This window comes from Streptomyces sp. PTY087I2 (assembly GCF_001687325.1).
In the GTDB taxonomy this organism is placed as follows: domain Bacteria; phylum Actinomycetota; class Actinomycetes; order Streptomycetales; family Streptomycetaceae; genus Streptomyces.
Genome location: NZ_LZRD01000054.1, coordinates 12,671 through 31,520 on the forward strand (window position 1 = coordinate 12,671; position 18,850 = coordinate 31,520).

Below are 18,850 nucleotides of genomic sequence, written 5' to 3' on the forward strand. Positions count from 1 at the left end.
GAAAGGACACATCATGGCGCTTCTCGATCTTCAGGCGATGGACACCCCGGCCGAGGACTCCTTCGGCGAGCTCGCCACGGGCAGCCAGGTCTCGCTGCTGGTCTGTGAGTACAGCTCCCTCAGCGTGGTCCTCTGCACCCCGTGACCCGCACCGGCCGGCCCGTCGGTGCGCACCACCGACGGGCCGGCCGGCCACGTGCCCGCAAGGGGCCGTCCCGCCGACCGACCCGAAAGGCGACCCCGTGCCGCTGCCGCACCCGGACCCGAGCCCCGGCACGGCGTCCGGCGCCCGGCGGCTCGCCCGGCAGCACCCGGCCGCCCTGGCCTGGCTGTTCCTCTGCTCCACCGGCGGAGCGCTCGCCGCCCTCGCCCTGCCCGCCGCCCTGGGCCACACCGTCGACCGGCTCGTCTCCGGCGGGCCCGTGCCCTGGTCCGGGCTGCTGCTCTGCGCCGCCCTGACCCTCGCGGAGACCGGGTTCGACGCGGCGGCCGCCGTGACCGGCACGACCACCACTGCCCGGCTCACCGCGTCCCTGCGCACCCGCACCGCCGCCCGGATCCTGGCCGCCGAACCCCGTCGGGCCCTCGCCCTGCCCACCGGCGACCTCACCGCCCGGCTCACCGCCCGCACCGCCGACGCCGCCTCCGCGCCCGTCACCGCCGCCGGAGCCGTCGCGGGCGTCCTGCTCCCGCTCGGCGCGCTCGTCGGCCTCCTCCTCATCGACGTCTGGACGGCAGCCGCCCTCCTCCTGGGCGCCCCGCTCCTCGTTGCCCTGCTGCGCACCTTCACCCGGAACACCGCCGACGCCGGGGCCGACTACCAGCGTGCCCAGTCGCTCATCGCCCACCGGCTCACCGAGGCCCTGGACGGTGCCGACACCATCCGCGCCGCCCGCACCGGCGCCCGCGAACACCGCCGCGTCCTGGAACCCCTGACCGCCCTCGCCGACCACGGCCGCCGCACCTGGACCGTGTACGGGCGGGCCGTCGGCCGCAGCGGGCTCCTGCTGCCCCTGCTCATGCTGCTGGTCCTCGCGGTCGCCGGACTCAGGCTCGGAGCGGGCGCGATCGGCGTCGGCGAACTCGTCGCCGCCTCCCGCTACGCGAGCCTCGCCGTCGGCATCGGCTCCCTGACCGGCGCGCTCGGCTCCCTGGCCCGCAGCCGCGCCGCCGCCCGGAGCCTCGACCCGCTCCTCACCCTCGCCCCGCTGCCGCACCGCGGCCTGGGCCCGGTCCCCGACGGCCCCGGACACCTCGAACTCCGGGACGTCGGCGTCGTACACGACGGCCAACCCCTGCTGACCGGCGTCCAGTTGACCGTCCCCGGTGGTACGTCCCTGGCCGTCGTCGGACGCTCCGGCTCCGGCAAGTCCCAACTTGCCGCGGTCGCCGGTCGGCTGCTCGACCCGGACAGCGGCAGCGTGCTGCTGGACGGCGTCCCGCTGGACGGCATGGAACCGGCCCGGCTCCGCCGCGAGGTGGCGTACGCCTTCGCCCGCCCCGCCCTCCTCGGCACCACCGTCGAGGACACGATTGCCCACGGCCCCTGGACCGCCTCGCCCGACGCCGTACGCGAAGCGGCCCGCGCGGCCCGCGCCGACGGGTTCCTCGCGCTGCTCCCGTACGGCTACGAAACCCCGGTCGCCGACGCCCCGCTCTCCGGCGGCGAACGCCAACGCCTCGGCCTGGCCCGCGCGTTCGCCCACCCGGGCCGGCTGCTGATCCTCGACGACGCGCTGTCCAGCCTCGACACCGTGACCGAGCACCACGTCCGCCGCGCCCTGGACGCCCGGGCCGGGCAGTGCACCCGGATCATCGTCGCCCACCGCCTGTCCTCGGCCGCACGGGCGGACCGGGTCGCCTGGCTGGAGAACGGCCGCCTCCGCGCGACGGGCCGCCACGACGAGCTGTGGCAGGACCCGGAGTACCGGGCGGTCTTCAGCACGGAGAGCGGTGGTACGGGCGACACGACGGCCGACGCGGGCAGCGGCAGCAGCCGCACAGCCACCACAGCCAGCGGCACGGACACCACCACACCCTCCTTCCTCGCCGCAGCGGAGACCCGATGAAGCCCGACGCCGACCCGGCACACCCCGCACGCAACGACGGTGCCCGCCCCGCACGCGACACCGCCCTCCGTCGGGTCGCCCGCGACGCCCGGCCCTTCCTGCGGGCGCGTACCGGGGCGATCCTGCGCCTGGCCGGATGGTCGCTGCTGGAGTTCGCGCAGACCTTCCTCAGCGGGTACGGGGTCGCCCGCGCCCTCGACGACGGCTTCCTCGCCGGACGTCCGGTGACCGGACTGCTCTGGCTGGCCGTCGCCGCCGTCGCCGTGCTGCCCTCCGTGCTCGCCGCCCGCGGCGTGTTCGGCCGGCTCGCCGACCTGGTGGAGCCGCTGCGCGACGGGCTGGTGCGGCGCGCGGTGGCGCGGGCGCTGTCGGGGGCGCTCGGCCGATCCGGAGACGTCAGTACCCGGTCCCTCTCCCAGGTCACTCATCAGAGTGAGATCGCCCGGGACGGCTGGGCCGGACTCGTCCTGACCCTGCGGTCGTTCGTGTTCACGGCCGCCGGAGCCGTCACCGGGCTGCTGGCCCTCTCGCCCGCCCTCCTCCTCATCGTGCTGCCGCCACTGGTCCTCGGGGCCACCCTGTTCCTCGGCACCCTGCCGCCGATGGCCGCCCGCCAGCGCGCCTACCTCGCCGCCGACGAGGCGTACGCCGCGCACGCGGGCGAACTCGCCGCCTCCGTACGCGACATCGCCGCCGCCGGCACCGCCGAGCGGATGGTGGCCGAGTCCCGGGCCCTGGCCGAGGCGCAGCTCGCCGCCTCCCGTTCGCTGGCCCGCTGGTCGGCCGTACGGGTGGTGGCCCTCGCGGTCTGCGGCCGGTTCCCGCCGCTCCTGCTGCTCCTGGGCGCGCCCTGGCTGCTGCGGAACGGGCTCACGCCGGGCGGTCTCGTCGGTGCGCTGACCTACCTCACCCAGGCGCTCGCCCCCGCCGTCCAGGCGCTGATGACCATGCTGGGCACGGCGGGCGGCCGCCTCGTCGTGGTCCTGGACCGCTTCACGGACGCCCCGCCCCCGCCCGCCGACGAACCGGCCCCGGTCACCTCCGACGACTCCCCGCCGCACCCTCGGAGCCCCGCCCGGGACACCCCGGTCGCCGAACTGCGCGACGTCACCTTCGCGTACGGGCCCCGCGCCCACCCCGTCCTGGACCGGCTCTCCCTCACGGTCGGGGCGGGCGAGCACCTCGCGGTCGTCGGCCCGAGCGGCAGCGGCAAGTCGACCCTGGCCGCCGTCCTCGCCGGGACCGAGCGGCCCACCGGGGGAGCGGTGCGGTGGCGCGGTCGCCCGGCGCGGCCCGCCGACGCCACCTCCGTACGCGTTCTGCTGCCCCAGCACGCCTATGTGTTCAGCGGCTCGCTGCGGGACAACCTCCGCTACCTCCGACCCGACGCCCACGACCGGGAGATCGCGGCCATGGCGGACGCGGTCGGCCTGGACGCGCTGCTCTCCCGGCTCGGCTCCCTCGACGCGGCCGTCGAACCGGACCGGCTCTCCCAGGGCGAACGGCAGCTCGTCGCGCTCGGCCGGGCCTATCTCGCCGCCCCGCCGCTGCTGATCCTCGACGAGGCCACCAGCCGGCTCGACCCGGCCGCCGAGACCCGCGCCGAGCTGGCGTTCGCCGCCCTGCCGGGCGCGCTGGTCGTCGTCGCCCACCGGCTCAGCTCGGCCCGCCGCGCCGACCGGACCCTGGTGATGGACGGCCCGCACACCCGGTGCGGCACCCCCGCCGAACTCCTGCGCTCCAGCGCCCTCTACCGCGACCTGTCCGGCCTCTGGGAGCCCGGCGCGGAGCACGCCGTCAGATCCACCCCGCCTCCTTCGCCCGTCTGATCGCGTCCAGCCGATTCCGCGCCCCGGACTTCCGGATGGCGGCGGCCAGATAATTGCGGACCGTCCCCGGGGTCAGATGCAGCCGCGCGGCTATCCCGGCCACGTTGTCCCCCTCCTCGGCCATCGAGAGCACGCTCAATTCCCGTGGCGATAACGGCATGTCGGCCACCTGGAGGAGGCTGAAGGCCAGCGATTCGTCGATATGCCGTCCGCCGTCCGCGAGTTTGTGCATCACCTCGGACAGGTCGTCCACCGGGCGGTACTTGTCGATGTAGCCGAGCGCCCCCGCCTCGTACGCCCGCCGCAGGCCGCGCGGCTGATCGCTGCGGGTGAGCACGGCGAGAGGATACGTTCCTCCATGTGGTGCGGTGACCGTCTTCAGCTCGTCGAGTACGTCCCGTGCGCCCGGACAGTCGAGGTCGGTGAGCAGCACATCGGGGCCGGGGCCGGTCAGCGCGGCGCGTATCGCACCGCGTTCGGCGGTGCGGACCTCTATGCCCCGCCCCGTGCCGAGGAGCGAGGCCAGCGATGCGCGCCACAACGGCACGGTGTGGACCAGCAGCACGGTTGTCATCAATCTGCCCTCAGCTCTTCTCTTCCGGCCGCCCAACGCGGAATGCGATGGGCCGTGCGCGCCCGGTGACGGGTTTCCAGTTGAGCGCATGGGCATTCGCGTACGCCGACGAACGGGCCGAATAACGCAACCGTTGGGCGCGAAAGGGGGCGTTCGGATGTAAACCGGGAGCGCACATCGCTCACGGACCCATCCGTCTCGCCACGGCAGACGTGCTGGCACGCGTGACGCGAGGCGGATTTCCGTCGATGCGGGGATCCGCGGATCGGAGCGGATCCATGGATTTCCCCGCCGGACGCCCGGATTCAGTGCACCGGACGCCCGGATTCAGTTCAGCAGGGCGCGCGCCGCGTGGGCCTTGCGCCGGATGTTCTCGGCCGCCGTCGGCTCGATCTCGCCGAGGATCTCCGCATATTCCTCCATCTCCGCCGCCCCGCGCAGGAATTCACCGCGCTGGACGAGGAGCTGGGCGTGCTCGTAGCGGAGCCTGGCCGGATGCGAGGGCAGCAGCAGCGACAGCTCCACCGCCCACAGGGCCACGTCCGTGCGCTCGGGCCGGGCCGCCGCCCACGCCCGGATGTTGTTCAGGATCCGCAGCACGATCTCCAGCGGACGGGCGGGCACCATCATCGACGGATCGAGCGCCGCCCCGGTCGCCCCCGTGACCAGCAGCTCCGCGTCCTGGCCGGTCAGCGGCGCGCCCCCGGCGAACGGATCGGCCAGCACCGGGTGTTCCCGGTCGCCGAACCCGACCACGAAGTGCCCGGGCAGCGCCACCCCGTACACCGGTGCGCCCGCCCTCCGCGCGACCTCGATCCAGACGACCGACAGCAGGATCGGCAGGCCCCGGCGACGGCGCAGCACCTGCTGGAGGAGCGAGGAGTCCAGCCGCTGGTAGTCGGCCGACGAGCCGCCGAACCCGCAGCGCTCACCCAGCAGTTCGGCCAGCGCCGAGGCCCAGCCGGCGGGGGAGCGGGAGCCGTAGGGCAGCAGCCCCGCCAGCCGGTCCAGCTCGATCTGCGCGGCGTCGATGCCGTACGGGTCGGGGACGGGCTCGCCCGGAGTCAGCGGGACGACCTCGGCCGGCCCCACCGGTCCGGCCTCCGCGCCCAGCAGCAGGCACAGGAGGGCGAGGTCCGGCCGTTCGGACCGGGCCTCCTCGGCGAACTGCCGCCGCCGCTCGGCCGCCCCGGAATCCAGCCCGCTCATATCCGACCCACGCCCCTGCTCGTCCTGTCCCCGCCCCGGTACCGGCCCCGGCAGCCTGCCGCGCGGCCCCTCACGCCGAGCGGTAGTGGTGGTACCGGTGATGGCCCGCGAAGCCCATGCCGTCGTACAGCGCCCGCGCCCCCTCATTGTCCTCCTCGACCTGGAGCCAGGCCGCCGAAGCGCCCTCGTCCAGCGCCCGGCGGGCCAGCGCGGTCATCACCGTCGTGGCCAGTCCGCGCCGCCGCTGCTCCGGGGCGACCTCGACCGCCATGAACCCGGCCCACCGGCCGTCCACGACACACCGCCCGATCGCGTCCGGAGCGTCGCCACCGCCCGGCACCGTGGCGAACCAGACCGAAGGGCCGCTGCCCAGCACCCGCAGCACATGCGGGCCCGGCGTGGAGAAGCGCTGGTAGCGGGCGAGCCAGGCCGCGTCCGGCTCCCGGGTCAGCCGGACCGCGGACACCTCCGCGTCCCGGTCACCGACCGGCGCCAGCGCGCCGATCCGGACCTCCGCCGAGACCTCGCGCCGCCAGCCGTGCCCCTCCAGCTCCGCGCACAGGAGCTCCTGCGTGCCCTCGGCCCCGGTCGCCGTCTGGACGTACGCGGGCAGGCCCCGCTCCTCGTACCAGCGGCGGACGCGCCCGAACGCCTCGCCGAGCGGCAGACCCGGATCGCCGAGCGGCAGGACGGAGTTGGCGCGCCGCGTGAACCCACCGGCCGCGCGCAGCCGCCAGTCGCCCAGCGCCTCGCTCTCCACCGGCTGCCAGGCCCGCGCGGTGACGGCCGCCAGCTCCTCGAAGGAGGCGGCGGGGCCCCGGCGCCGGGCCGGGGCGGCGGGTACGACCTTGCCCGCGACCAGGGAGGATTCCACGATGTGGACAGATTCCCCGCTCTTCCGTGTGATCGCCACCACACCGTCGTTCCATGATGTGAGCACGCCGACCACGTCGGTGAACTCCACGCCCGTGCCGTCGCCGTCCGTGCGGCGCCGTACGGACACACGTTTGCCCACGTCAGCGGGTGTGATGCGGACTTCCAGCCGTCCGCCGATGGTGAATTCCACAGCTCTGTCCGCCCCTCCTGTTCGGATCGTGCCCGAGAACGGAGATACTAGGGGCGGGCATCGACGACGCCGCGCTCCCGCGCGAGAGCCAACGCCCTACCGAGGAGGAACGACAGCGTGACCTACGTCATCGCGCAGCCTTGTGTCGACGTGAAGGACAAGGCCTGCATCGAAGAGTGCCCCGTCGACTGCATCTACGAGGGCCAGCGGTCCTTGTACATCCACCCGGACGAGTGCGTCGACTGTGGAGCCTGTGAGCCGGTGTGCCCGGTCGAGGCCATCTTCTACGAGGACGACACTCCGGAGGAGTGGAAGGACTACTACAAGGCGAACGTCGAGTTCTTCGACGACCTCGGCTCGCCGGGCGGTGCTTCCAAGCTCGGTCTCATCGAGCGCGACCACGCGTTCGTCGCCGCGCTGCCGCCGCAGAACCAGTAAGCGGCGGCACCCCGCGCGCAGCCCGGTCCCGTACGGCTCGTCCCCGTGCGGGGCCGAGCCGTTTCCCGGTGCCGCCGCCGGTATCCGGACCGCCTGAGAAAGCCCCGCGAAAGCCCCGCGAAAGTCCCGAGAAAGCAGAGCCCCGTGTCCGCAGTCTCCTCCCGCCTCCCGGTCTTCCCCTGGGACAAGCTCGCGCCCTACAAGTCGACGGCCCAGGCCCACCCGGACGGCATCGTGGACCTGTCCGTCGGCACCCCGGTCGACCCGGTCCCCGAGCTGATCCGGCGGGCGCTGGTCGCCGCCGCGGACAGCCCCGGCTATCCGACGGTGTGGGGCACCGAGGCCCTGCGGGACGCGCTCACCGGCTGGGTGGAGCGCCGCCTCGGCGCGGTCGGCGTCAGCCACGCCAACGTGCTGCCGGTCGTCGGCTCCAAGGAGCTGGTGGCCTGGCTGCCGACGCAGCTCGGGCTCGGCGCGGGCGACAAGGTGGCCTACCCCCGGCTCGCCTACCCGACGTACGAGGTCGGCGCCCGGCTCTGCGGCGCGGAGCCCGTCGTCTACGACGACCCGACCGAGCTGGACCCGGCGGGGCTGAAGCTGCTCTGGCTCAACTCGCCGTCCAACCCCACCGGCAAGGTGCTGGCCAAGGACGAGCTGACCCGGATCGTCGCCTGGGCGCGCGAGCACGGCGTCCTCGTCTTCAGCGACGAGTGCTACCTGGAGCTGGGCTGGGACGCCGAACCGGTCTCGGTGCTCCACCCGGACGTCTGCGGCGGCCACTACGACGGCATCGTGGCGGTCCACTCCCTCTCCAAGCGCTCCAACCTGGCCGGATACCGGGCCGCGTTCATCGCGGGCGACGCGGCCGTCCTCGGTGAGCTGCTGCTGATCCGCAAGCACGGCGGGATGATGACGGCCGCTCCGGTCCAGGCCGCCACCGTCGCCGCCCTCGGTGACGACGTACACGTCTCCGAGCAGCGCGCCCGTTACGCCGACCGGCGCCTCGCCCTCCGTACGGCCCTGGAGGCGCACGGCTTCCGCATCGAGCACAGCGAGGCGAGCCTCTACCTGTGGGCGACCCGCGACGAGCCGTGCTGGGACACCGTGGCGTACCTCGCGGAGCGGGGCATCCTGGTCGCGCCCGGCGACTTCTACGGCCCGGCAGGCGCGAGCTTCGTCCGGGTGGCGTTCACCGCGACGGACGAGCGGGTGGCGGCGGCGGTCAAGCGCCTGTCCTGACCCGGATACGCGAGAGGGCCTGAGGAGTGCGCACTCCTCAGGCCCTCTCGCGTATGTGTGAGGCGGTCAGCCGATCGGCAGGCCGTTCAGCGGCAGGGCGTCGGTGGGCAGGCCGCCCTTGCCGAGGCCGTCGGCGGGCAGCCCGTTGCCGAGGCCGTCGGTCGGCAGCCCGCCACCGGCGGCGTCGGTCACCCCGCCGAGGGCCTCGCCCGCGTTGCCCGCGGCCTGCCCGGCGGTCTCCTGGGCGGCCGGGACGGCGACCTTCGCGGACTTGCCGGCGGTCTCGCCCGCCGCCGGGAGCGCGGTCCCGACGAGCCGGCCGCCGGTCTCACCGGCGGCCTGGGTGCCCTGCCGGGCGGCGCTGTCGAGGGTGTCGCCGACGTTCGCGCCGTCCAGTGCGGTCAGGCCGCCCAGCTCCGGGGCCGCCGGGAGATCTGCGGCGCTCGCGGCACCGGCCGCACCGACCACGGGGGTCGCGCCGGCGGCGATCAGCAGCGCGGCACGAGCGATCCGACGGGTCAGGGGGAGAGACATGATGCTCCTTCAGCGGTTTGTGCACGAATCTGTCTGTCCGGTGATCGGACGCACTGACAACCGCTTCGGGGGAGGGGAAGGTTGCGGCGGGCAAAGGTAAAGACTGAGTAATGCGTCCGATTATCCGCAGCGGAAGAACCCGGGCAAACAATCCATACCGCCGGGACCCGATGAACCGTCACTTCCCTTGACCGGCAAGGGAATCGGAGGAGAGAAGCGAGACCGCGGGAAGTCGCGCGGAAAGAGTCCGGGGGACCGGCCCCCATGGCCCGTACGGGTGATGGGACGTACTACTGAACGACCTGGATCCTGACCGCGGTCGTGCCCGTTTCCTTGCCCTTCGCGTCTTCCGTCCGCCAGCCCTTACCGGCGTCCCAGACCCGGTCCGCATAGCTCACACGCTCGATCCGCAGCGCCTCGGACTGCGCCACGGCCCAGTGCGCCAGCTCCCAGCCGCGCCGCGGCGACGCCTTGTCCTCGGCCCGCGCCGAGGTCGCCGGGACGGGCACCGAGACGGTCGAGGCGGCGGACGCGCCCGCGGCCTTCGCGGTGGGCAGCACGTCCTTGCCGAAGGCCCGCACCAGCTCGGCCCGCACCCGCCCGGCGTCCCCCGGCCCCTCGGCCGTGGCGGTCGACGGGGTGCAGTTCAGCGCGGCCGCCCTGCGCCCGGTCAGCGCGGCCGCGAGCAGCGCGGCGTCCGGCTCGTGCTTCGCGTACGCCTGCGGGAACCCGCTGCGCTGCACGCGCTGCGCGGCCACGGTCAGCGGGAGGCGCGAGTAGCCCGGGACCTCGGCCAGGCCCTCGTAGAACTTCCCGGCCGAGTAGACCGGGTCCATGATCTGCTCCACGGTGCCCCAGCCCTGCGAGGGCCGCTGCTGGAACAGGCCCACCGAGTCCCGGTCGCCGTAGTCGATGTTGCGGAGCGTGGACTCCTGGAGCGCGGTCGCCAGCGCGATCGTCACCGCCCGCTCGGGCATCCCCCGGGTGGTGCCCACCGCGGAGATCGTCGCCGCGTTCACGGCCTGCGCGAGGCTCATCTCGTAACGCTGGATCTCGCCCTCGTCCCCGTCCTTCGCCTCCACGACACAGCGCGGCGGGTTCTTCGAGCCCGAGGAGTCGTACTGCACGGCCAGATAACCGCCGAGCGCCGCGAGCACGGCGAAGGCGGCCCCGTAGCGGAAGAGGCGTCGTCGGCGAGGGCTGGCTTTCCTGGACACGGGGCCCACCGTACTGGAGGCCCCGGGCGGGGCCGATACCCCTGTCGCTTAGGGTCGGGTCCATGGCCGACAGCACCCTTGACCCCGCCCTTGACCTCACCCTGGACGGACCGGCGCTCACCGCCCGGCTCGTCGACTTCCCCTCGGTCAGCGGGGAGGAGAAGGCCCTCGCCGACGCGATCGAATCGGCCCTGCGCGCCCTGCCGCACCTCACCGTCGACCGGTACGGCAACAACGTCGTCGCCCGCACGAACCTGGGCCGCGCCGAGCGCGTCGTCCTCGCCGGGCACATCGACACCGTGCCCATCGCCGACAACGTCCCCTCCCGCCTCGACGAGAACGGCATTCTCTGGGGCTGCGGAACCTCCGACATGAAGTCCGGCGTCGCCGTCCAGCTCCGGATCGCCGCGACGGTCCCCGAGCCCAACCGCGACCTGACCTTCATCTTCTACGACAACGAAGAGGTCGCCGCCCACCTCAACGGCCTCGGTCACATCGCCGACGCGCACCCCGACTGGCTCGCCGGAGACTTCGCCGTCCTGCTGGAGCCCTCCGACGGCGAGGTCGAGGGCGGCTGCCAGGGCACGCTGAGGGTCCACCTGCGGACGACGGGGGAGCGGGCCCACTCGGCGCGCAGCTGGAGGGGGTCCAACGCGATCCACGCCGCCGCCCCGATCCTGGCCGCCCTCGCCGCGTACGAGCCCCGCCGCCCCGTCATCGACGGCCTCGAATACCACGAGGGCCTCAACGCGGTCGGCATCGAGGGCGGCGTCGCCACCAACGTCATCCCGGACGCCTGCACCGTCGTCGTCAACTACCGCTACGCTCCCGACCGCACCGAGGAGGAGGCCGTCGCCCACGTCCGCGAGGTCTTCGCCGACTGCGGCGTGGCCGAGATCGTCATCGACGACCACTCCGGCGCCGCCATGCCCGGCCTCTCCCACCCCGCCGCCCAGGCCTTCATGACGGCCGTCGGCGGCACGGCCCGGCCCAAGTTCGGCTGGACCGACGTCTCCCGCTTCGGCGCCCTCGGCGTCCCCGCGGTGAACTACGGACCCGGCGACCCGATGTACGCCCACAAGCGCGACGAGCACGTGGCGGTCGAGAAGATCACCCACTGCGAGAACCGCCTCCGCTCCTGGCTGACCGCCTGACGCACGGCATTCCCCCGTACGTAACCTCCGCCGATCTACGCTGGCCGTACGCAGCACGACTCGTACGACCCGGCACGAAGCAGGTCGGTGGAGGGAGCGCAACATGGGCAACGCCGAAGACGCACGGATTCCCGAGGGTGCGGAGGTTCCCGAGGGCGCGGTCAGCCCCGAGGAACAGTGGCTCGGCCCGGTCCTGCGCCGCAGGGAGCAGGTCCAGCCCGGCACGACCGATCAGCGGCTGCTGGACTCCGAGGGCGACTCCGAGTGGGTGCACACCGACCCCTGGCGGGTGATGCGCATCCAGTCGGAGTTCGTCGAGGGCTTCGGCGCGCTCGCCGAACTGCCGAGCGCGATCAGCGTCTTCGGCTCGGCCCGCACCCCTGCCGGATCGCCGGAGTACGAGGCCGGGGTGGCGATCGGCAAGGCCCTGGTCGACGCGGGCTTCGCGGTGATCACCGGCGGCGGCCCGGGCGCGATGGAGGCGGCCAACAAGGGCGCCCGCGAGGCCAAGGGCGTCTCGGTCGGCCTCGGCATCGAGCTGCCCTTCGAGTCGGGCCTCAACCCGCACGTCGACATCGGCGTCAACTTCCGCTACTTCTTCGTCCGCAAGACGATGTTCGTGAAGTACGCGCAGGGCTTCGTGGTCCTGCCCGGCGGCCTCGGCACCCTCGACGAACTCTTCGAGGCCCTGACCCTCGTCCAGACCGGCAAGGTCACCCGCTTCCCGATCGTCCTGTTCGGCACGGCGTACTGGGGCGGCCTGATCGACTGGCTCCGCGACACGGTGGTGGCCGGCGGCAAGGCCTCGGAGAAGGACCTGCTGCTGTTCCACGTGACGGACGACGTGGAGGAAGCGGTGATGCTGGTCACGAAGGAGGTCGGCCGGTAACTGCTTCTCAGCCCGCCCGGCGCAATCAAGCCCGTCCGGCGATTGAGGGCATCGGTTCCAGCCCCTCCGGCGCTTGAGGAGCGGGGCCCAGGGGCAGCGCCCCATGCCCCGCCCGCCGGGGCAGGCGGCAGCGCAGGCGGCAACGCCTACGCCAGCCCCCGCCGCGCAACGGCCGGCGCCCGATGCCCGGCAATGGACGCCACCATGTCCAGAACCTGCCGCGTCTCCGCCACCTCATGCACCCGGTACACCCGCGCCCCCAGCCACGCCGAAACCGCCGTCGTCGCCAGCGTCCCGATGACCCGCTCCTTCACCGGCCGGTCCAGCGTCTCGCCCACGAAGTCCTTGTTGGACAGGGACACCAGCACCGGCCACCCCGTCTCCGCCATCTCCTCAAGACGGCGCGTCGCCTCCAGCGAATGCCGGGTGTTCTTCCCGAAGTCATGACCGGGATCGATCATGATCCCGTCCGCCCGCACCCCGAGCTCCACCGCCCGCTCGGCAAGCCCCACCGTCACGCGCAGGATGTCCGCCATGACGTCGTCGTACGCGATCCGGTGCGGCCGCGTCCGCGGCTCCGCGCCGCCCGCGTGCGTGCACACGAGCCCCGCCCCGTACCGCGCGGCGACCTCCGCCAGCTTCGGGTCCACCCCGCCCCACGCGTCGTTCAGCACATCCGCCCCGGCCTCGCAGACCGCCTCGCCCACATCGTGCCGCCAGGTGTCCACGCTGATCACCACGTCCGGGTGGCGGCGGCGGACCTCCGCGACGAAGCCGACCGTGCGGCGCGCCTCCTCCTCGGCGGTCACCTCCTCGCCGGGGCCCGCCTTCACCCCGCCGATGTCGATGATCGCCGCGCCCTCGGCCACCGCCTGCTCGACCCGGGCGAGCGCCGGCTCGTCCCGGAACGTGGCGCCCTGGTCGTAGAAGGAGTCCGGGGTCCGGTTCACGATCGCCATGATCACCGGCTCGTGCGGCCCGAACTCCCGCCGCCCCAGCCTGAGTGCCCCGCTGCGCATCCCGTCTTTCCTCCTCAGATATCCGCCTACGACCCGCCTGCCGACCCTACGGCCTTTCGTGGCCCGGCCCCGACCTGTCGGTGCCGCATGGCACGATCGGAGCCGGACGAGGTTTCCGCCCCCGGGGAGATGCGCGTGTTCTGGTTCTTGCTGCTCACGATGGTCGTGGTCGTCACTGCGGTCACCCTCGCGGTGGTCGGAGGCGGTGGGAGCGCGGTGCTCCAGGACGTACCGCCGGAGCGGTTCACCGACCCGCTGCCCGCCGCCCGCCCGGTCGGCCGGGCGGATGTCGAGGCGCTGCGCCTGCCGATGGCCCTGCGCGGCTACCGGATGGTGGACGTCGACGAGGCGCTGTCCCGGCTCGGCGCCGAGCTGGCCGAGCGCGACGCCCGGATCGCGGAGCTGGAATCCACCCTGGCCGGGGACCGGGCGGCCGCGGTGACGACGGGCACCGACCTGTTCAAGCGGCCCGGCGACCGGCCCGCGACGGAACCGGACGACCGGGCGGACGGCCCGGACCGCACCGAGGAGGACGGCCGATGAGCGGCGGAGCCGTGGCCGCCCCGGACGGCGGGCTGCGCTGCCCCTGGGGCCTGTCCACCGAGGACTACCTCGCCTACCACGACACCGAGTGGGGCCGGGCGGTCCACGGCGACGACGCCCTGTTCGAACGGCTCTGCCTGGAGGCCTTCCAGTCCGGGCTCTCCTGGCTCACGATCCTGCGCCGCCGCGAGACCTTCCGTACCGCCTTCGAGGGATTCCGGATCGAGGCGGTCGCGAAGTTCACCGACACCGACCGGGAACGGCTCCTGGCCGACCCGGGGATCATCCGCAACAAGGCCAAGGTCGACGCGACCCTCGCCAACGCGAAGGTGCTCGCCGGCTGGCGGGCCGGGGAGCTGGACGAGCTGATCTGGTCCTACGCCCCCGACCCGGCCGGGCGGCCCGCACCGCGCGCGCTGTCGGACGTCCCGGCCGTCACGCCGGAGTCCACTGCGCTCGCCAAGGCGCTGAAGAAGCGCTCGATCCGCTTCGTCGGCCCCACCACCGCCTACGCGCTGATGCAGGCCTGCGGACTGGTCGACGACCACCTCGCGGACTGCGTGGCGCGCGGCGGCGGCAGCGCACCGGGCTGAGCAGCGGCTACTTCCCCAGGTAGACCGGCTTCTCCTTGGCGAGGAAGGCCTCCACCGCGATGGTGTGGTCCTGCGACGCGCCCGCCCGGGTCTGGAGTTCGTCCTCCTTCTCCAGAGTCTCGGCGAGCGTGTGCCCGGCGCCGTACGCCATCGACTCCTTGAGCGCCGCGTACGCCACCGTGGGCCCGGCGGCCAGGGTGCGGGCCACCGCCGCCGCCTGCTCGGCCAGCTCGTCCGCCGGGACGACCCGGTTGACGATCCCCAGCTCCAGCGCGTCCTGCGCGGAGATCGACCGCGGGAAGAACAGCAGATCGGCGGCGCGGCTCTGCCCGATCAGCCGGGGCAGGGTCCAGGACACGCCCGAGTCCGCGGTGAGTGCGACGCCCGCGAACGAGGTGTTGAAGGAGGCGGTGTCCGCGACCACCCGGTAGTCCGCCGCGAGCGCGAAACCGAACCCGGCCCCGGCCGCGACGCCGTTCACCCCGGCCACGACCGGCTTCGGCATCTCCGTGATCGCCCGCACGATCGGGTTGTAGTGCTCCTGGACCGTGCTCAGCGCGTTGCCGCCGCCCGCCTCGCGGGTCGCCACGAGCGTGGCGACATGCTCCTTGAGGTCCTGGCCGACGCAGAAGGCGCGCCCGGTGGCCGTGAGCAGCACCGCCCGGACCGCCGGGTCCGCCGCCGCCTCCCGCAGCGCGTCCCGCAGCGCGACCTTCGCCGCCGTGCTCAGCGCGTTCATCGCGTCGGGTCGGTTGAGCGTGATCGTCGCGAGCCCCTCGCTCACGTCGTACAGAACGGTGTTCGCCTGCTCGTCGGCCATTCCGGTTTCCCCTCGCTGCTCGGGCATCGTTGCTCCTTGCAGGCAAGCATGGCCGACGTGGACCGGGGCAGAGATGTGACCTGCGTCTAACAATTGGCTCTCACCTGGGGGTCCGGGGCGGCGCAGTATCGCAGCCGGATCGCCGAATTGGGTGGTTTTGAGAGAGCGCGTTGCGCAAGCGATGCAGACCGATGTTGGTCATCGGGGTCATTGATGCGGGATAATGGCGAAGAAGCAATGTGTTCGATGCCGGTGAGGCAGCGCCTGTCATGGGGCCGCCGGTTGCGATGAGCTGGTTTCAGGAAGGGGAACGAGCATGGCGGCCATGAAGCCGCGGACGGGCGACGGCCCGCTCGAGGTGACAAAGGAGGGGCGGGGCATCGTCATGCGCGTTCCGCTCGAAGGCGGCGGTCGGCTTGTTGTCGAGCTGACTCCGGACGAGGCCGATGCCCTCGGCGACGCGCTGAAGAAAGTCGTCGGCTGACGCGGAACGCCCATCACCTTCCACCACTGCCCGGCACGGTCTCCGTGCCGGGCAGTGGTGCGTTTCCGCCCGGCCGTGGTCCTCGTGCCGCTCAGCCGCGCCGGACCGCGCAGAGCAGCCCGTCGCCGACCGGCAGCAGGGTCGACATCAGCTCCTGGCTCTCGCGCACCGCGCGCAGCAGCTCCCGCAGCCGCAGCACCTCGGCCGGCTGGGCCGCCGAGTCGACCGTGCGGCCGTCCGCGAAGACGCCCTCGAAGCAGACCAGACCGCCCGGACGCAGCAGGCGCAACGATTCAGCGAGCACGTCGAGGCTCTCCAGCCGGTCCCCGTCGCAGAAGACGAGGTCGTAACCGCCGTCCGCGAGCCGGGGCAGGACGTCCAGGGCGCGGCCGGGGATGAACCGGGCCCGGTTGGTGGCGAAACCCGCCGCGCGGAACGCCTCGCGGGCGAACTGCTGACGCTCGGGCTCGGGGTCCACCGTGGTCAGGACCCCGTCGGGGCGCATTCCGTGCAGGAGATAGATGCCGGACACGCCGGTGCCCGTGCCGATTTCCGCCACCGCTTTGGCGTCCGCGGCGGCGGCCAGCAGGCGCAGCGCAGCGCCGGTGCCCGGTGACACCGGGCGAAGCCCCAGCTCGCGAGCCCGCTCCCGGGCCACGTGCAGTGCTTCGTCCTCGGCGACAAAGGCGTCGGCGAACGCCCAGCTCGTCTGCCGGTTGGCGGTAATGACCCTCTCCTGTCCCCGTAGTTGGCGCAACGGTGACTGTATCCGCTGGACCCGGGAACCCGCAGATGGGACCGGGCGTTGTGCAAGGAGTGGGGAAAGCTCGGCGACCGGGTCCGCGGATCGGACCGGTGAGCCGGCTGAAAGTCCCGGGCGACGCCCGGCCCCAACAGGGAAAAAGGCTTATCCGGAGCTAACGGGCGAGGTGGCTATGGTAGGGGCTCCACTGGACACCACCAGAGCCGATAGGGGAGGTGCGGCTGCGCCTGTGGACCGGGGAGGGGTGCTGAGGCGCCTGCTCAGGTCGGCCGGTGAGCCGAAATCCGTGACCAACATTGCTGACCGTTCTTCCGAAGACTCCGCACCGACCGCGACCTTCGCCTCTGATGCGGACTCTCAGGCGTGGACCCCGCCCTCATGGGAAGAGATCGTCAGCACGCACAGCGGTCGCGTGTACCGCCTTGCCTACCGGCTGACGGGAAACCAGCACGACGCCGAGGACCTGACCCAGGAGGTCTTCGTCCGGGTGTTCCGCTCGCTGTCGACGTACACGCCCGGCACCTTCGAGGGCTGGCTGCACCGCATCACGACCAACCTCTTCCTGGACATGGTCCGGCGCAAGCAGCGCATCCGCTTCGACTCGCTCGGCGACGACGCGGCCGAGCGGCTGCCGAGCCGTGAGCCGTCCCCGCAGCAGATCTTCAACGACACCCACTTCGACGCCGACGTGCAGCAGGCGCTGGACACCCTCGCGCCCGAATTCCGTGCGGCCGTGGTCCTCTGCGACATCGAGGGCCTCAGTTACGAGGAGATCGCCGCGACCCTCGGGGTGAAGCTCGGGACCGTGCGCAGCCGGATCCACCGCGGCCGCTCGCATCTGCGCAAGGCGCTCAAGCACCGTTCGCCCGAGGCCCGCGCCGAGCAGCGCTCCCTGGCGGACGCGGTCCTGGCGGGGGAGGGCGGAACGGCGTGAGTGGCACAGGTCCGACCGGTCCCACCCCTGCCGAAGCGCACCTGGGGGACCGGCTCGCCGCGCTGGTCGACGGTGAGCTGAAACACGACGCCCGTGAGCGGGTCCTGGCCCACCTGGCGACCTGCGCCAAGTGCAAGGCCGAGGCCGACGCCCAGCGCCGCCTGAAGAGCGCCTTCGCCATGTCCGCCTCACCCTCGCCCTCCGAGGGGTTCCTGGCCCGTCTCCAGGGCCTTCCCGGGGGTCCCGGCGGCGACGACACCGGCTCGGGTGGACCGTTCGGCGGCCGGGGGCCCTTCGCCGACGAGTTCTTCCCCGGTCTGCGGCCCTCCGGCGGCAGCACGCGCGCCGACACCGGGCCCTCCCCGCTGGACGGTTTCGGCTATCTCCCCGCCACCCACGGCTCCACCGCCGTGCTGCGCGGCGGGGCCGCCTCCGGTTCGGCCTTCCGCATACACGAGGTGGGCCGCGACGCGGACCGCTCGCCCTGGCGCGGGCGGCGCTTCGCGTTCGCCGCGGCCAGCGCCGTGTCCCTCGCGGCGATCGCGCTGGGCGGCACCCTGCCGCTGGACTCCGGCCCCGAATCCTCCCTGCGCGCCGAGGGCGCCGGGAACAACGTCACCCCGCTCGACGCGGAGACCCGCGCCGAGAACGGTGCCACGGCGGTCAGCCGCCGGGGCGGCGGCGCCCTCGCGGTGACCGGCGACGGCCCGGCGGCCGAGCAGCCGGGCTCCGGCAGCGCCGGGACCGGGACGAACGCGGTGCCCCCGTCGCTCACCGGGCCCACCCCGGTGGTTCCGGCCGTCCCCCCTCCGGTCAACCGGCAGGGACCGCCGACCGCTCCGCCGCTGTTCGGCACGTCGACCTCGGGCGGACACCCGTTCATGCTCCCCGTGCTGAACGTGTCCGTGCCGCCGCTGATACGTCCGGCGACCTCGGGCGCCCCGCTGCTGGCGGCGGCGCTCGGCAGCGGTGCGGTGCCGAAGACGGTGCCCTCCTCGCTGCCCTCGGGGCCGTCCTCGGGATCGCCCGCCAACGATCTGGCGAGCCCGCTCTCCCCCCGTCCCTGACGGGACCCTGCGCAGGGTTTCGCAAACCTGGTTGAATTCCGGTGAGGGACGCCTCTGTGGGGCGTACGACAGAGGCCAGTTGCGGGGAGAACATGGACGACGGGAAGCCCACCGGGCCGCAGGCGAAGTGGTGGAGCCGCCCCACACCGAGGCGAGCCGACCACCCGGAGCCGGCCAACGGCCCGGCCTCGGCGGTCTCCCCGACCCCGGAGGAGCCCACCCGGGCGGCCGGGGCCCCGGCCGCGCCTGGTCCCGTACCGGCCGCCGAGGACCAGGCGCCCGCCCCGGCTGCGGCTGTTCAGGACGCCGTCCCGCCCGCCCAGGACCAGGCGCCGCCCACGCCTGGCTCCGCCCCGGCTCCGGCCGCCGACGGCCAGGCGTCCGCCCTTGACCGGGCCGCCCCGGCTCC

Annotated in this window: 20 protein-coding genes and 1 pseudogene; 13 read left to right on the forward strand and 8 right to left on the reverse strand. The window is 73.5% G+C overall.

What is annotated here, in order from left to right:
• Positions 1–13: 13 nt before the first annotated feature.
• From A3Q37_RS33745 to A3Q37_RS33755, 3 genes are all read left to right on the forward strand, one after another.
• On the forward strand, positions 14–145 hold the full coding sequence (locus tag A3Q37_RS33745) for a SapB/AmfS family lanthipeptide (RefSeq protein WP_003966507.1): 132 nt from the start codon (positions 14–16) through the stop codon (positions 143–145).
• A gap of 97 nt (positions 146–242) precedes the next feature.
• Complete coding sequence (locus A3Q37_RS33750) at positions 243–2,069, forward strand: ABC transporter ATP-binding protein (protein WP_065490760.1); 1,827 nt, start codon at positions 243–245, stop codon at positions 2,067–2,069.
• Positions 2,066–3,898, forward strand: a complete 1,833-nt coding sequence (locus tag A3Q37_RS33755; protein WP_065490762.1) for an ABC transporter ATP-binding protein — start codon at positions 2,066–2,068, stop codon at positions 3,896–3,898. The genes A3Q37_RS33750 and A3Q37_RS33755 overlap by 4 nt, the downstream gene beginning before the upstream one ends.
• Here the strand turns inward: A3Q37_RS33755 and A3Q37_RS33760 are convergent.
• The 3 genes from A3Q37_RS33760 to A3Q37_RS33770 all read right to left on the reverse strand — a co-directional run bounded on the left by A3Q37_RS33760 (position 3,867) and on the right by A3Q37_RS33770 (position 6,747).
• Positions 3,867–4,472, reverse strand: coding sequence for a response regulator transcription factor (locus A3Q37_RS33760; RefSeq protein ID WP_065490764.1), 606 nt, complete (start codon positions 4,470–4,472; stop codon positions 3,867–3,869). The genes A3Q37_RS33755 and A3Q37_RS33760 overlap by 32 nt on opposite strands.
• A gap of 327 nt (positions 4,473–4,799) precedes the next feature.
• Positions 4,800–5,681, reverse strand: coding sequence for a transglutaminase-like domain-containing protein (locus A3Q37_RS33765; protein WP_065490766.1), 882 nt, complete (start codon positions 5,679–5,681; stop codon positions 4,800–4,802).
• Between the two features lie 70 nt (positions 5,682–5,751).
• A complete protein-coding gene (locus A3Q37_RS33770) occupies positions 5,752–6,747 on the reverse strand; it encodes a GNAT family N-acetyltransferase (RefSeq protein WP_065490768.1) in 996 nt (331 codons plus the stop codon).
• A 117-nt stretch (positions 6,748–6,864) separates the two neighbouring features.
• On the opposite strand from A3Q37_RS33770, the gene fdxA reads away from it, so the two are divergent.
• Both fdxA and dapC read left to right on the forward strand, forming a co-directional pair.
• On the forward strand, positions 6,865–7,185 hold the full coding sequence (fdxA, locus tag A3Q37_RS33775) for a ferredoxin (RefSeq protein ID WP_065490770.1): 321 nt from the start codon (positions 6,865–6,867) through the stop codon (positions 7,183–7,185).
• Between the two features lie 144 nt (positions 7,186–7,329).
• On the forward strand, positions 7,330–8,424 hold the full coding sequence (gene dapC / locus A3Q37_RS33780; RefSeq protein ID WP_065490772.1) for a succinyldiaminopimelate transaminase: 1,095 nt from the start codon (positions 7,330–7,332) through the stop codon (positions 8,422–8,424).
• Positions 8,425–8,490: 66 nt separating this feature from the next.
• Here dapC and A3Q37_RS33785 read toward each other — a convergent pair whose 3' ends face one another.
• Both A3Q37_RS33785 and A3Q37_RS33790 read right to left on the reverse strand, forming a co-directional pair.
• On the reverse strand, positions 8,491–8,958 hold the full coding sequence (locus A3Q37_RS33785) for an ATP-binding protein (protein WP_065490774.1): 468 nt from the start codon (positions 8,956–8,958) through the stop codon (positions 8,491–8,493).
• A 290-nt stretch (positions 8,959–9,248) separates the two neighbouring features.
• The gene (locus A3Q37_RS33790; protein WP_065490776.1) at positions 9,249–10,115 is read right to left on the reverse strand and encodes a hypothetical protein; all 867 of its coding nucleotides are present in this window, start codon (positions 10,113–10,115) and stop codon (positions 9,249–9,251) included.
• Between the two features lie 122 nt (positions 10,116–10,237).
• Between A3Q37_RS33790 and dapE the strand changes: the two genes are divergently transcribed.
• On the forward strand, positions 10,238–11,329 hold the full coding sequence (gene dapE / locus A3Q37_RS33795; RefSeq protein ID WP_065490778.1) for a succinyl-diaminopimelate desuccinylase: 1,092 nt from the start codon (positions 10,238–10,240) through the stop codon (positions 11,327–11,329).
• Positions 11,330–11,432: 103 nt separating this feature from the next.
• Positions 11,433–12,218 (forward strand): TIGR00730 family Rossman fold protein, encoded by a 786-nt coding sequence (locus A3Q37_RS33800; RefSeq protein WP_065490780.1) that lies wholly within the window; start codon positions 11,433–11,435, stop codon positions 12,216–12,218.
• Positions 12,219–12,364: 146 nt separating this feature from the next.
• On the opposite strand, the gene folP is transcribed toward A3Q37_RS33800, so the two are convergent.
• The gene (gene folP, locus A3Q37_RS33805) at positions 12,365–13,237 is read right to left on the reverse strand and encodes a dihydropteroate synthase (RefSeq protein ID WP_006127374.1); all 873 of its coding nucleotides are present in this window, start codon (positions 13,235–13,237) and stop codon (positions 12,365–12,367) included.
• 129 nt (positions 13,238–13,366) lie between these two features.
• On the opposite strand from folP, the gene A3Q37_RS33810 reads away from it, so the two are divergent.
• Positions 13,367–13,780: a cell division protein DivIVA gene (locus A3Q37_RS33810; protein WP_079138107.1), complete on the forward strand. Its 414-nt coding sequence runs from the start codon at positions 13,367–13,369 to the stop codon at positions 13,778–13,780.
• A complete protein-coding gene (locus tag A3Q37_RS33815) occupies positions 13,777–14,373 on the forward strand; it encodes a DNA-3-methyladenine glycosylase I (RefSeq protein WP_065490783.1) in 597 nt (198 codons plus the stop codon). The genes A3Q37_RS33810 and A3Q37_RS33815 overlap by 4 nt, the downstream gene beginning before the upstream one ends.
• A gap of 7 nt (positions 14,374–14,380) precedes the next feature.
• Here the strand turns inward: A3Q37_RS33815 and A3Q37_RS33820 are convergent, their stop codons facing one another.
• On the reverse strand, positions 14,381–15,193 hold the full coding sequence (locus A3Q37_RS33820) for an enoyl-CoA hydratase/isomerase family protein (RefSeq protein ID WP_065490785.1): 813 nt from the start codon (positions 15,191–15,193) through the stop codon (positions 14,381–14,383).
• 316 nt (positions 15,194–15,509) lie between these two features.
• Here A3Q37_RS33820 and A3Q37_RS33825 point away from each other — a divergent pair, with 316 nt between their 5' ends.
• On the forward strand, positions 15,510–15,677 hold the full coding sequence (locus A3Q37_RS33825; protein WP_003966491.1) for a DUF3117 domain-containing protein: 168 nt from the start codon (positions 15,510–15,512) through the stop codon (positions 15,675–15,677).
• Between the two features lie 91 nt (positions 15,678–15,768).
• Here the strand turns inward: A3Q37_RS33825 and A3Q37_RS33830 are convergent, their stop codons facing one another.
• Positions 15,769–16,434: an O-methyltransferase gene (locus A3Q37_RS33830; RefSeq protein WP_078566537.1), complete on the reverse strand. Its 666-nt coding sequence runs from the start codon at positions 16,432–16,434 to the stop codon at positions 15,769–15,771.
• A 178-nt stretch (positions 16,435–16,612) separates the two neighbouring features.
• Between A3Q37_RS33830 and sigE the strand changes: the two genes are divergently transcribed.
• The 3 genes and pseudogenes from sigE to A3Q37_RS37015 all read left to right on the forward strand — a co-directional run.
• The gene (sigE, locus tag A3Q37_RS33835) at positions 16,613–17,374 is read left to right on the forward strand and encodes an RNA polymerase sigma factor SigE (protein ID WP_176711568.1); all 762 of its coding nucleotides are present in this window, start codon (positions 16,613–16,615) and stop codon (positions 17,372–17,374) included.
• The gene (locus A3Q37_RS33840) at positions 17,371–18,441 is read left to right on the forward strand and encodes an anti-sigma factor (protein WP_065490787.1); all 1,071 of its coding nucleotides are present in this window, start codon (positions 17,371–17,373) and stop codon (positions 18,439–18,441) included. The genes sigE and A3Q37_RS33840 overlap by 4 nt, the downstream gene beginning before the upstream one ends.
• 56 nt (positions 18,442–18,497) lie before the next feature.
• A pseudogene (locus A3Q37_RS37015) lies at positions 18,498–18,850 on the forward strand (protease); the annotation flags it as partial.